Annotated in this window: 10 protein-coding genes; 5 read left to right on the top strand and 5 right to left on the bottom strand. The window is 55.8% G+C overall.

The genetic code is table 11. The features are described 5' to 3' along the window. Positions 1 to 125 precede the first annotated feature (125 nt). Entirely contained in the window at positions 126 to 533 is a 408-nt protein-coding gene (locus ACO6TI_RS17935) for a DUF983 domain-containing protein (protein WP_196879448.1), read from the top strand. A gap of 99 nt (positions 534 to 632) precedes the next feature. Here ACO6TI_RS17935 and ACO6TI_RS17930 read toward each other — a convergent pair whose 3' ends face one another. The 4 genes from ACO6TI_RS17930 to ndk form a co-directional block, all read right to left on the bottom strand. Beyond that, positions 633 to 1,352 carry a hypothetical protein gene (locus ACO6TI_RS17930; RefSeq protein WP_422383012.1) on the bottom strand — a complete coding sequence of 240 codons (720 nt, stop codon included), beginning with the start codon at positions 1,350 to 1,352 and terminating at the stop codon, positions 633 to 635. A 39-nt stretch (positions 1,353 to 1,391) separates the two neighbouring features. Continuing rightward, complete coding sequence (locus ACO6TI_RS17925; protein ID WP_422383011.1) at positions 1,392 to 3,491, bottom strand: molybdopterin-containing oxidoreductase family protein; 2,100 nt, start codon at positions 3,489 to 3,491, stop codon at positions 1,392 to 1,394. Positions 3,492 to 3,604: 113 nt separating this feature from the next. Continuing rightward, on the bottom strand, positions 3,605 to 4,717 hold the full coding sequence (locus tag ACO6TI_RS17920) for a YHYH protein (RefSeq protein ID WP_422383010.1): 1,113 nt from the start codon (positions 4,715 to 4,717) through the stop codon (positions 3,605 to 3,607). Positions 4,718 to 4,893: 176 nt separating this feature from the next. Next, positions 4,894 to 5,316 carry a nucleoside-diphosphate kinase gene (gene ndk / locus ACO6TI_RS17915; RefSeq protein WP_029066429.1) on the bottom strand — a complete coding sequence of 141 codons (423 nt, stop codon included), beginning with the start codon at positions 5,314 to 5,316 and terminating at the stop codon, positions 4,894 to 4,896. 268 nt (positions 5,317 to 5,584) lie between these two features. On the opposite strand from ndk, the gene ACO6TI_RS17910 reads away from it, so the two are divergent. Then, positions 5,585 to 6,454 carry a DUF4344 domain-containing metallopeptidase gene (locus tag ACO6TI_RS17910; RefSeq protein WP_108872681.1) on the top strand — a complete coding sequence of 290 codons (870 nt, stop codon included), beginning with the start codon at positions 5,585 to 5,587 and terminating at the stop codon, positions 6,452 to 6,454. Here the strand turns inward: ACO6TI_RS17910 and ACO6TI_RS17905 are convergent. Then, positions 6,394 to 7,461 (bottom strand): helix-turn-helix domain-containing protein, encoded by a 1,068-nt coding sequence (locus ACO6TI_RS17905; RefSeq protein WP_422383009.1) that lies wholly within the window; start codon positions 7,459 to 7,461, stop codon positions 6,394 to 6,396. The genes ACO6TI_RS17910 and ACO6TI_RS17905 overlap by 61 nt on opposite strands. 137 nt (positions 7,462 to 7,598) lie before the next feature. On the opposite strand from ACO6TI_RS17905, the gene ACO6TI_RS17900 reads away from it, so the two are divergent. From ACO6TI_RS17900 to ACO6TI_RS17890, 3 genes are all read left to right on the top strand, one after another. Continuing rightward, positions 7,599 to 8,675, top strand: a complete 1,077-nt coding sequence (locus ACO6TI_RS17900) for an alpha/beta hydrolase family protein (RefSeq protein WP_422383008.1) — start codon at positions 7,599 to 7,601, stop codon at positions 8,673 to 8,675. A 106-nt stretch (positions 8,676 to 8,781) separates the two neighbouring features. Continuing rightward, the gene (locus ACO6TI_RS17895) at positions 8,782 to 10,665 is read left to right on the top strand and encodes an ABC-F family ATP-binding cassette domain-containing protein (protein WP_281927103.1); all 1,884 of its coding nucleotides are present in this window, start codon (positions 8,782 to 8,784) and stop codon (positions 10,663 to 10,665) included. Between the two features lie 333 nt (positions 10,666 to 10,998). Further along, positions 10,999 to 12,204, top strand: a complete 1,206-nt coding sequence (locus ACO6TI_RS17890; protein ID WP_422383007.1) for a hypothetical protein — start codon at positions 10,999 to 11,001, stop codon at positions 12,202 to 12,204. Positions 12,205 to 12,219: the final 15 nt, after the last annotated feature.

The raw sequence follows: 12,219 nt of genomic DNA, 5'->3' as shown, positions 1-12,219 counted from the left end.
GATGGCTTGACTTGCTGCAGTAATTTCATAAATTGAATGCAATCACTTCCTATCAATATTGAAGTGACGGGATGTCAATCCACATTCAGCTGCGACCGCAAGCTCCCCAGAGAATGGCAACGCCAATGAACGCACAACAGTCCTGGCCCAAGCTCCCGCCGATCCAGACCGGCATCAAGGGCCGCTGCCCGCGCTGCGGGGAAGGCAAGATTTTCGACGGGTTTTTGACCCTGAAACCGCGATGCAATCACTGCGGACTGGATTACAGTTTCGCGGATCCCGCGGACGGGCCGGCCTTTTTCGTCATATGCTTCGGCTGTGTTCCGGCTGTCGCTTTTGCCATCTGGCTGGAAATCGCGTTCACGGCTCCCTACTGGGTGCACCTTGTGACCACCCTGCCCCTGATCCTGCTCACCTGCATTCCCATGCTGCGCCCGCTCAAGGGCTGGCTCGTTGCCAGTCAATATTTCTACAAGGCGGAAGAAGGCAAGCTTGCGAGTGCGGACCCGGAGCCTTCGGAAAACCAGCCCTGACCAACGGGAGCCCCAAACCTGCAATCAGGTCTGGCAAGGCAGCGCACCCGAACGGGGTCTGCGCTGCCTTTTTTTTGAAAAAATTCAGTGTTTACGAAGTCATCTTGTATCAAAGTCGGCGCTATTCGGATCAATCAACCATTGTCCTGAGTCCCAAATCGGCTTCCAGTCCAAGAACTTCCTTTCGAGGTCAATTTCCACTCTTGTGAGCTCCTGCTGGCTCCACCCTATTTTGAATGAGTGTCGGATGCAGGCATAGTTTGCGATATCGGTGCAATGGAAATTCTGCAGAACGTTTGATTTTTCGTTCCATTTCAGCCAACCGTGGTAGTCATGAACAACTACCGTCCAACCTTGATCCAGCTGCTTCAGCTTCGGTAAATACAACGACTTCCAATTCTCAAACTCAAGCGCAGACTTTTGTCCGCTTCTCAAATTCAAGAGCATTGCTTTCGAAAAATAGTCGCCGGTTTTGTCGGTCACGACCACAAGGAAAATCCAGGAACGGATTTCCTTCGAGAACCCGCTGAATTCGTCCTTATGCCAGTTGTCATCAATTCCTAGATGGCGACGTATTGCATCGGGGAAGACATCAAGATCTTCCAGCGCCAAGCTGTACTTTTCATGGAAATTTGCCCGGAACTCACCTCGCTTGATTGGCGTAGGTTCCCAGCTTTCAACCGGCTGCAGCTGCTCGAGCAGAGGGCTTGAACTCGCAGGCATGATTGCGATCGCCTGAATTGCTGCGATCAAAATATCAGCTTTAAGCAACTTCCTCAGCACACTCACCATCCCATCAAGCAACTTGTCCGAACGCATTCCAGATGGGAGTATCGAGATCAATTGACAAGGGAATTGCTATTCAGCCCTTATCCAAACAGCCGTATCGTGGAACGCTGCACCGCCATAAGGCGCAACCGGGTCGGCGCCGGTCAGCGTGTTGATGCCCTTGCCATCTTCAAAGGATGCGTTCGGCCAGATGCCTTCTGAAATCACTGTGCCGGGTGCAACGCTCGGCACATGCCGTGCATGCAGCGTAACGGCTCCACGTTCGTTGCCCATCCGGACCTTGGCCCCGTCTTCAATCCCGAAACGCGCCGCTTCGTCAGGCCTGATCCAGACTTCCGGCCGGCCTTCCTTCTTCAGTGATGTCTCCGTTTCATTGAAAGACGAGTTGAGGAAGGAACGCGCAGGCGATGTTGCCAGGCGGAACGGGTGTATCTCGTCGGCCTGTTCGATGCTGTCCCATTGGTCAGGCAGATCCGGCATGGTGTCGCACGGGCCGAAGACAGCGTCCCCTTCAGGCTTGTTCGGTGCGTCCGCCCTGCCCCAGTCGGGTCTGAAGTGAAACTTGCCGTCCGCGTGTCCAAAACCGTTCAGGTAGTGCGAGGTCTCGAAATCCGGCTGAAGGTCGCGCCACTTTTCCGCTTCGAGTTCCACCAGTGTTCCAAAGCCAGAATTTTGCAACATCCAGTCGATTTGATCGCGTGCGCTCATATCGAATCCGGGGTGAGACTTTGAATCAACGCGCTTTGCGATCTCATTGATGACAAATATGTTTTCTCTGGGACCTCCCGGCGGCTCAACCGCCTTCGGACCGAGTGACAGATATTGATGACCACCACCCTTGTAGATGTCGTCATGCTCCAGAAACTGGGTGGCAGGCAGAACAATATCTGCCATTTGAGCAGTTTCCGTGAGGAACTGTTCGTGCACGACAGTGAAGAGATCATCACGCGAAAACCCTTCCCTGACCAGTTCCTGCTCCGGTGCAACGGACATGGGGTTGGTGTTCTGTATGAAAAGTGCCTTGACCGGTGGACCGTTGAGCAGCGCCTCTTCGTCACCGGTCAGAATACGGCCGATCAGACTCTGGTCGAGAGTACGTGTCGAAGCATCCTTCAGCGAGGTCGCCTCGATCATCTCCTTGTTGAACCTGAACAGGCCGCCATTGTTGTGGAACGCTCCACCGCCTTCATACTTCCAGCAGCCGGTCACACTGGCGATGGAAGCTGCCGCATGCATGCCGACAGCGCCGTTGCGCGATCGGGTAAAGCCGTAACCAAGTCTGAAAAAGGTCTTTTTCGTTTCCCCGATGTGATTTGCGACTTCCTCGATCTGCCGGACTTCGAGCCCGGTGATCGCCGCCGCCCATTCAGGAGTTCTGGTCTCAAGGTGAGTTTCCAGTTCCTGCGGACAGTCCGTATAGGCGTTCAGGTAGTCCCGATCTGCATGGCCGTCGCGGAAGAGAACATGCATGATGGCACAGGCAAGCGCGGCGTCTGTTCCCGGTTTCAGGATGAGGCCGATGTCGGCCTGTTTCATGGTTTCGGTTTCGTAGACGTCGACCACGATAACGCGGGCACCACGTTTTTTTCGAGCTGCGGTGACGTGGGTCATGACATTGACCTGGGTCGCAACCGGATTGGTTCCCCAGATGACGATCTGATCCGAACGCGCCATCTCGCGCGGATCTGGACCCGTCAGGCTGCCGGTTGCCGCAACATATCCGGTCCAGGCCATGTTGGTGCAGAAGCTGTCGAACTGGCGAGAATATCCCTTGGCATGCCGCAAACGGTGGATACTGTCCCGCTGCACCAGGCCCATCGTACCGGCGTAGTGATATGGCCAGATGCTCTGTGCACCGAATTCGGCTTCGACTTCCAGGAATTTCTCGGCGATCAGATCAAGGGCAGTTTCCCAGGAAACTTCCTCGAACCGGCCCTCACCCTTGCGGCCGACACGCCGCATGGGTTTGAGAAGGCGCTCCGGGTGATAGAGACGTTCCGGATATCGGGCAACCTTGGCGCAGACTACGCCCGCCGTATAGTCGTTGTCCTTGGCCCCATTCAACCGCCTCACGTCGCCATGCGGATAAAAGTGCACTTCAAGTGAACACGACGAGGGACAATCGTGCGGACACGTTGAGAATGTGCTTTTTGGCGGTTGCTGGTTCATGCCGCGTCCGATCCGGAGGATTGTTGTGAACAGGTCTACGATCATGCGTTATGAAAAACAAAGGGAGGCGCCGTCAAGCGCCTCCCTTTCAATTCAGGCAATCGTGTCTTTACTCAGCTGCCGCTGCACGGTGCACGTCGGCCTTGTCCGCCACCGCCCTGCCGGGGACCGCGTTGACCACGCTGCCCCCTTTGCGGAGGCGGACCACCGGGCCGCACTCGTGGCGGCTGACCGCCTTGTACCTGGATCAGGTGTCCGGCTGCTTCCGAGTTGTCCGTCATGGTGGCAAAGTCAATTGTCGGGCTGATTTGTTTTATCTCAACGTCGCCGCGGCGCTGTCCTCGGCCTTTCAGCCGCGTGAAGCTGGCATCCGGTTGCCCCATCCAGCATCGGGGAATGAAGGGAAACGTGTCAGTCAGGACATAGTGGTAGGTGCCGTCCGGATATTCCGGTATGACCGCAAAACGACCATTGCACTGGTCCAGGTCTCCCGCACCGGAGACGAAGGCCCAGTCCTGGGTAAACTTGCCATTATAGGCCCCCCCCGGACCATCCGGCCGGGTTCCGCTCTTGATCCGATAACTGCTCTTCAGCTTTTTCATCGATGATTTTCCGGCAGGATCCGAATACCCGTACTGGCCATAGACCGGAAAGCCGTCGGCTGCATAACCGATCATTGCAGGGACCGACCTGCCGCCGCTGGAAGCGACAACTCCCGTAGGTATGCCGTGATAGTGGTACGTGCCGTCCGGCTGGACGTGGGCATTGTATTTGTCCAGCCCAAGCTTGCAGGCGCCGCCCAGCGCTTCATAGTTCCAGCCTGAACGGCGATCGTTCTGCCAGAACTCCGCCGTTCCCGGGTCCATCACGACGCCATTGATGGCGATGCCGAAAACAGAACCTTGTGCGCTTGTTGCCCGGTTGGTCCTGCGCGGATTGAGAGGCACTTTCAAACTGTAGTTTTTCTTGGAAATCGCATGCGGATTGTTGCGGTTTGGAAACCGTCCTGGCGACTTTATCGGGTAGCCATTTGCGCGAATGCGCCTGGTGTTCCCCTGAACGGTGATATCCGCGCTCGCTTCGGCCTCAGGCAGAAGCAGATCCCAGATTTCATCCGCGATATGCGTGTGTTCGAGTGGTTCCTGACCACCAAGGGATGCAGAGCTGTCATGTGCTGCTGCAGGGAATGCAATCAGAGCGCTCGCAAACGCAAGACCTAAACGCATTGTCTCTTTCTCCCGATTCCAATACCCCGACGGCGCCAATATGGTCGGTTCCTCACGGGAGCACATCAGTTTTTTGGTAAGAATGTGTAACTGGATGTGTCAGGAAACGGGTTCAGAAACAAACAGAAAAGCCGGCCCTCATGGACCGGCTTTTCAAGTCTCGTAAAGAGACGGATTTATCCGACGATTTCGGTGCCGGAGAACCAGAATGCGATTTCCTCGGCGGCCGTTTCGGGCGCATCGGAACCGTGAACGGAGTTTTCGCCGATGGAAAGTGCATGTTCCTTTCGGATCGTGCCGTCAGCGGCTTCTGCCGGATTGGTCGCACCCATGACTTCACGGTTTTTGGCGATCGCGCCTTCGCCTTCCAGCACCTGAACGACGGTCGGGCCGGAAGACATGAATTCGGTCAGTTCGCCAAAGAACGGGCGTTCCTTGTGAACAGCATAAAAGGCTTCTGCTTCCCGAAGAGACATCCAAACGCGCCGGGAGGCTACAACCCGCAGGCCGGCTTCTTCCAGCTTGGCGGTGATGGCGCCGGTCAGGTTGCGCTTGGTTGCGTCCGGCTTGATCATGGAAAACGTGCGTTCAATCGCCATGGTTTCGTCTTTCTTGGTTCACAAACGGGCCGATCCATCGCCGGTCCCTCATTTTCAGAAATTTCGCGGCCTTCATAACTGTGCACCGCCTGCCCCGCAAGGGGGCCAGCGCATGACATTTTCATCTCGCTTGCGATATCGGCAATTGGAACCGCTCGATAACGCCCGAACAAGCTGGCATTGAAGCAAACGGATGCGTAGTCTTGCTCGGCATCGGATTTGTCTCGCCGAGCAAGTTCAACCGACCGGTTATCAATGGCAGAAACCCATGACATCGATAGTCAAACCGTTTTCCTTCCTTTTGATTGCGCTCATCCTGGCGATCAGCCTCGTCCAGGAAATCGCTTCGGCACAGACCGGTGCAGACGCGGACGGAGAACCCTATGCGGGTCTTGAAGCCAGTCTGGCGGAACTCTCATCCGACAGTCTCGGCGAACTGCTGGAATTCGTCTCGGGCAACACGCTCTTCGTGATCTATCACGAAGGTGGACACATGCTCGTTTCGGAGCTTGGACTTCCGGTCCTTGCTCAGGAGGAAGACGCAGTCGACAACCTTGCCACGATTTCCATGCTGGCCGCCGACACCGATGACATGGACCTCTTTCTCTATCATGCAATGACCGGCTGGTTCCTGATGTCGGAGGACAACCACGACGCACTGATCTTTTACGACGAACACGATCTCGACCAACAGCGCGGATATCGAATGCTTTGCATGATGGTCGGCGCGGACGAAGCTGCGTTTCTGGACCTTGCCCAAGACCTTGCACTTCCTGAAGATCGTATCGAAAGCTGCGGCTTCGACTTTGACCAGGCGTCGGTGTCCTGGGAAGTCGTTACCGATCCGTTTGTTCGTGATGGCGATGAGCCGGCCGGCAAGATCGATATCATCTATGAAGATGCACCTGAAAACCTGAAGACACTGGCGACCTCCTTTCAGGAAAGCGCCTTGATGGACCAGGTCGCCAACGAACTCGATACATTCTACGACCTGCCCGAACAGGTGACATTCCGCGCGACCACCTGCGGCACCGACAATGCTTTTTGGGATCCGGACCTGCGCGAAGTGATTATCTGTTACGAACTGCTCGGCGGATTTGCATCGCTATACCTTGATCTGCTGTCTGGCGAGGACTGAATGTTCTTGCGATAGGCACCCGGTGCCTCTTCAAACATCCGCTGGAATTCCCGGTAAAAGTTCGAACGGGTCAGAAACCCGACCTGTTCGTGAATTCTGGTCACTGGCGCATTTGTCTCTGCCAGTAGCCTTGCAGCCTCTTCCAACCTGATCTGATTGACAAACTGGCTGACATTGACACCGACAACTTTGTTGACGGCCTGAGACAGGTCCCTGTCCGGAGTTCCGGTCCGTCTTGCCAGGCGCGTCAGCGTCAAGGCGGGATCGCGATAAAGCTCCTGCTCCAACAGGATCCGTCTTGCCGCCTCAACAAGGGCGACCTTGTCGGCTTGTGCTGCCGATACATTTTTTTCTGAACGACGAGGCGGACGATAGCGCAATGCAAGCACGGCAAGTCCAAAGGCCGCGAGCAGAAAGGCCAGACTGGCATAGGAGATGATATCCGCGGCCATCGCGAATTTCTGCTGCGCGAACAGCAGAGCAATCCATGCATCTGTTGCAAGTGTCGCGGCCATGACCAGAATCGCCACCAGCTGAAGCTTGTGCAAAAGACCACTTTGACCGGTGGGCGCCTCCGATAACCTGTCAGGCCCGCCGAGCCAGACCAGAAACAGGGCCAGGCAGTAAACCGCGAAAGTCATGCCAATGACGACGTCCACAAAGCCTGGGATCGGGACCGGCAACATCATGGCTAGTGTCAAGAAGGTGGCGACCAGAGCGTTCAAACGGATCAGACGCTTCGCCCCGTCGAAAGGTACCGTCAGGGTCGCAAAGGCAAGATAGAGAGTTGGTGCAATCCAGACCGGCAGACTTCTTTGCAAGGCAAGAAAATCGACGTTGCCGTGCGCAAAGCGCAATCCAACCAACCCGGCTTCCACGCAAAGCAATAAGAAAAAGACCGCAAAAAGCAGTCGGGAGAAGAGCGGTAGCGCCCGCCAGAAAACCGCCAAAAGACCGAGTCCGAGGAAGATTGCTGCAAGCAGAAAGGAAACCGGAATGCTGATCATGTCTTTGCCTGCAGGGGGGACGGGCTGGCCACCTGTCCTTTATCACGTTTAAGGACAGGACAAAGCTTTCCCCGCGATTGTCAACACCTGCAGTCCGCACCCACGTTGGTGGAGTTGTCAATCGAACCGGAGGTCCCATGCCCTCACTCTTCTTCCGCCACCGCCTCGCGCAAAGACTACTGCTCCCGGCCGCATTTGTTGTGGCTTGTTCTCTCGCTGTGAACGCAGCACAGGCCGACAGCGAAACTGCCCTGCCCTACGGTCCGGGCGTTGCTAAAATCAACGTCGCAGACGAGCGGCCCGAAAGACCGCTTTCCGGTGACATCTGGTTTCCGACGCCAACACCTGAAAGGCACAGCCGCGCAGACAAGAGCAAGGTCTGGCAAATGGCGCTTGCCGACACGCGTGGCACGGTCGCCGATGGCACATTTCCGCTGGTGGTGGTTTCACACGGCATGTACGGCAATACGTTCAATCAGGCCTGGCTCGCATCTGAACTTGCACGACGTGGATATGTCGTTGCAATGATCAACCATCCCGGGACCAGCACTTTCCTGCGCGACGCGGACCAAGCCCGTGAATTGTGGCAGCGGCCTGTCGATCTTTCCAGGCTGATCTCTTTTCTCATTGACGAGAGCGAATATGCACCCGTCATCGACCGGAACAGAATATACGCCGCGGGTCATTCGCTGGGCGGCTTCACGGTGATGATGCTGGCGGGTGCGGAATTCGACAACGCCCGGTACAGGACCGTGTGCGATGGCCAAGACCTTCCCGTGGCCTGTGAAGTTCTGAGCGGCTGGTCTGTCGCGGAAACGAAAGACGATCAGGCCGAAATGGCAACTTCCCGGAAGGATGACAGGATCAGCAAAGTCATCAGTCTGGATCTTGGCGGCACTCCCGTCTTCTCTCTAGACAGTCTTGCCCGGTTTGACATACCGGTCCTGGTGCTGGGTTCCGGACGTGCAGACATGCTGAACCAGGAGATCGAATCCCGTGCGCTCGCAACTGCCCTGCCAGGGGAAAAAGTCAAACACCTTGAACTGCCGGATGCAGGCCACTTCGACTTCATGGGAGTGTGCAAGCCGGAAGGTTATGCCATTTTGGAAAAACACGAGCCTGGCGATGAAATTGTCTGCATCAAGGGACATCGCGAGCGTCAATCGCAGCATCAGCGCATCTTGAAGGAAATACTGACTTTTCTGGACAAGTGAGTGTGCGGGCGGCGGGCATTGCATCGAAGCCACAGCCCGCCGTCGGATGACGGGGACCGACGCTTTCCGCTTGCATCCCCGGCCATGCTCCGCCAAACATCCGGCCATGTTGCAGATTTCAGACCTAACCTATCGGATCGGGGACCGTCTCCTGATCGAAAAAGCCAGTGTGACGCTGCCCGGCAAAGCCAAGACCGGGCTTGTAGGCCGCAATGGTGCGGGCAAATCCACCTTGTTCAAGATCATTACCGGAGATCTTTCCACCGAGACCGGCTTCGTTCAAATCCCCAAAAGAGCGCGGATTGGACAGGTCGCTCAGGAGGCTCCGGGAACCGAAGACACCTTGATGGAAGTGGTTCTGGCAGCCGACAAGGAGCGCAGCGGACTGCTACGCGAGGCCGAAACGGAAACCGATCCCGAACGCATAGCTGATATCCACACGAGGCTTGCCGATATCGGTGCCCACACGGCGGAAGCACGAGCAGGCGCCATCCTGGCCGGACTGGGATTTGATGCAGCCGCCCAGCAACGACCCTGCTCCTCCTTTTCCGGTGGCTGGCGCATGCGTGTCGCGCTGGCAGCGGTGCTTTTTTCCGAACCCGATCTCCTGCTTCTGGACGAACCAACCAACTATCTTGATCTCGAAGGGACGCTCTGGCTCGAAAACTACGTCGCCCGTTACCCGCATCAAGTCCTCCTGATCTCCCACGACAGGGATCTTCTGAACAAGGCCGTTGACAGCATTGTTCACCTGGAGCGCGGTAAACTGACCTACTATTCCGGTGGCTACGACAGCTTCGACCGTCAGCGCCGCGAAGCGTTGGTGCTGGCGGAAAAAGCCAGGGAGAAACAGGATGCCCAGCGCAAGCACATGCAGGCATTTGTCGACCGCTTTCGCTACAAGGCCAGCAAGGCCCGTCAGGCTCAATCCCGGCTCAAGATGCTGGAACGGCTGCAGCCAATCGCCGCGCTGACGGAAGCAAGCGGCAAGCCGATCCAGTTTCCGGATCCGGAAAACCAGCTCGCGCCGCCGATCCTGAAACTGGAGAATGTGTCGACAGGATACGGTGACACAAAAATCCTGTCGCAGCTGACACTGAATATCGACACAGATGACCGTATTGCGCTGCTTGGCGCCAACGGCAACGGCAAATCCACCTTCGCCAAGTTGATTTCGGGACGCCTTGGGGCGATGGACGGCGAAATCACAAAGGCGTCAAAACTGAAGATCGCCTTCTTTGCTCAGCATCAGCTTGATGAGCTGAAGCCTTCGGAAAATTCCGTTGCGCATGTCCGAGCGCTGATGCCGGATGCGCCGGAGGCAAAAGTCCGCGCCCGGGTTGCGCGCTTCGGATTGCCGACAGACCGCATGGACACCCCGGCAAAGGACCTGTCAGGCGGAGAGAAGGCAAGGCTCCTTCTTGGGCTTGCGACCTTTGACGGTCCGCATCTTCTGATTTTGGATGAACCGACAAACCATCTCGACATCGACAGCCGTGAAGCCCTGGTCATGGCTCTGAATGACTATCAGGGTGCCGTCGTCCTGATCAGCCATGACCGGCATCTGGTCGAGGCCTGTGCCGACCGGCTATGGCTGGTCGCCGATGGCAAGGTCGACCCCTATGATGGCGACATGGAGGACTATCGCCGGCTGATCCTGCAAGGCCCGGAGGCCGTTCAAAAAGCTCGTATGCGGGCGGCCGAAGAAGCCGAAAAGGCATCCGCACAGGAAAAACGCCGCGAGGCTGCCCAGAAGCGCACACAGCTCAAGCCGCTCAGGCAGAAAATCGAGGCGGCGGAGAAGGAAATGGCGCGTCTGCAGGACAAGATCGCCAAGCTTGACGAAGCCCTGGCAGACCCCGAGTTTTTTCTGCGCGAAGCGGATCGCGCGACGAAATTCGCCAAGGAACGCGCTTTTTGCGAGAAAAAACTGGTCAAGGCAGAAGAAGACTGGCTGGAACTGTCAGCCGAATATGAGGACACGGGCTGACGCTGCGAAACGTCCGGTTGCCATGGTCTCATGACCAACTCTCTCCCAAGCTTGAAACCAAAGTATTCGTGACCAAACTGATGTATCTAAAACCCATGGAAGCGGCCGGCTCGCACACTCAACCAACGCTTGCTTTCGCGAAAAATCAACGGGTGCGACTAGACGGTTAAAATAAAAAAACAAAACCCGTGTCACTCAAAATTATTTCAAATTCTCCACAGCACGCGCATAATTCATTCGGAATTGGATCCCAGTATTAATACCGCTGCGAAGAAAAAAACGTTCGTTTGCGCTTGCAATTTCCTGAATAGCGAAATGCGGAAGGTCGAATTTATGTCCCGGAAGAATTCCCTTCTCGTCCTGATTTGTGCCGGAACTCTTGTGCTGGCACCCGTCGTAACCCCTGAGCTCATTCCTTTCCTGGAAACGAACGGCGAGGCTTACGCGAAAAACGGGAATGGAAATGGTAACGGGAACGGGAACGGCAACGGCAACGGTGGTGGAAACGGGAACGGGAACGGGAACGGGCATGGCGGCAACTCAAAGAAGTCGGGTAACGCTAATCGTGCGGGCGGGAATGGCGGGTTCGAAATATTCAACAACCGCAAGAACAAAACCCATGCCAGAAAGAACAAGGACAATTCAAACGGCTTTAAGGGGTTCTTCGGCAACGTTTTTGGAAACAATGCAGGGAACGGAAACAAAAAATTTAGTCGGCGCGGATCCTCCAACTCCAACTTTCGTCTTTCAAAGGCCGAGCGTGCGAGTCTTGGCAGTGTTGCCACAATACCCGCACGGAGACCCAGCCTGAAGGAGAAAAATCTCAATGCCAGACTGGGGCGCTTGAATTCTCTCAAAAGGAATTACAGGGCCTTCCTGAACTCCAATGACCCTCATCTTGCCTCGGTCAAGGAATTCATCGGTTCTTCGATTGAATTTCGCGAGGCAACCGAAGCTCTCAAAGGTCTTGCCGATGAATTTACTAAGGCACGCGACCGGCTGGCAGACGTTCTGGAAGGAAACGAACTGCCTGATGATTTCGAAGATCTTTCATCTGACGAAATATCGGATCGGATCGCGGAGCAAATAAAATCGCTGGAAGACGAGGTTGCGGAACTGCAAGCCTCCACCAACCCGGATGGCAGCTTCCCGAACGAAGAGGAAGTTGCAGCACTGCAAGAAGAGATCGATAATCTGAGCGATTTCCTTGGAAGTCCGGAGTTTGAACAATTCGCAAAAGCAGAGGCAACGTTCAGCGATGCCGAAGATAGTGTAGCTGAGTTGCAGGAGAGTGTCTCGGATGAGGCACTTAGGGAGGCACTGTCGGAAATGATCAACGACAATCGGGCCGACGCTGTTGATGACGAAATGGTCGATTGGGCGAAGTCGGTTCTGGATGGAAAGATAGAAGAAATCCGGGACGCCTCGGAGGATGAGGAAGAATTCTCCAAACCCGAAGCAACCCCGGGGGAAAATGCAAGCTTGGATCCGGATCTTCTTCCAGACGAAAACGATCTTCGCCCGACACTCGCCAACTGAAACCCGCCAATAGGA

This window comes from Roseibium album (assembly GCF_965233825.1).
Classification (GTDB): Bacteria; Pseudomonadota; Alphaproteobacteria; order Rhizobiales; family Stappiaceae; genus Roseibium; species Roseibium album.
The sequence above is the reverse complement of the archived record's forward strand: the minus strand, read 5'-3'. Positions and strand labels throughout refer to the sequence as shown.

Coding starts and splice junctions, on each gene's coding strand:
- ACO6TI_RS17935 (WP_196879448.1), top strand. CDS start 126: ATGAACGCACAACAGTCCTGGCCCAAGCTCCCGCCGATCCAGACCGGC.
- ACO6TI_RS17930 (WP_422383012.1), bottom strand. CDS start 1,352: ATGCGTTCGGACAAGTTGCTTGATGGGATGGTGAGTGTGCTGAGGAAG.
- ACO6TI_RS17925 (WP_422383011.1), bottom strand. CDS start 3,491: ATGAACCAGCAACCGCCAAAAAGCACATTCTCAACGTGTCCGCACGAT.
- ACO6TI_RS17920 (WP_422383010.1), bottom strand. CDS start 4,717: ATGCGTTTAGGTCTTGCGTTTGCGAGCGCTCTGATTGCATTCCCTGCA.
- ndk (WP_029066429.1), bottom strand. CDS start 5,316: ATGGCGATTGAACGCACGTTTTCCATGATCAAGCCGGACGCAACCAAG.
- ACO6TI_RS17910 (WP_108872681.1), top strand. CDS start 5,585: ATGACATCGATAGTCAAACCGTTTTCCTTCCTTTTGATTGCGCTCATC.
- ACO6TI_RS17905 (WP_422383009.1), bottom strand. CDS start 7,461: ATGATCAGCATTCCGGTTTCCTTTCTGCTTGCAGCAATCTTCCTCGGA.
- ACO6TI_RS17900 (WP_422383008.1), top strand. CDS start 7,599: ATGCCCTCACTCTTCTTCCGCCACCGCCTCGCGCAAAGACTACTGCTC.
- ACO6TI_RS17895 (WP_281927103.1), top strand. CDS start 8,782: ATGTTGCAGATTTCAGACCTAACCTATCGGATCGGGGACCGTCTCCTG.
- ACO6TI_RS17890 (WP_422383007.1), top strand. CDS start 10,999: ATGTCCCGGAAGAATTCCCTTCTCGTCCTGATTTGTGCCGGAACTCTT.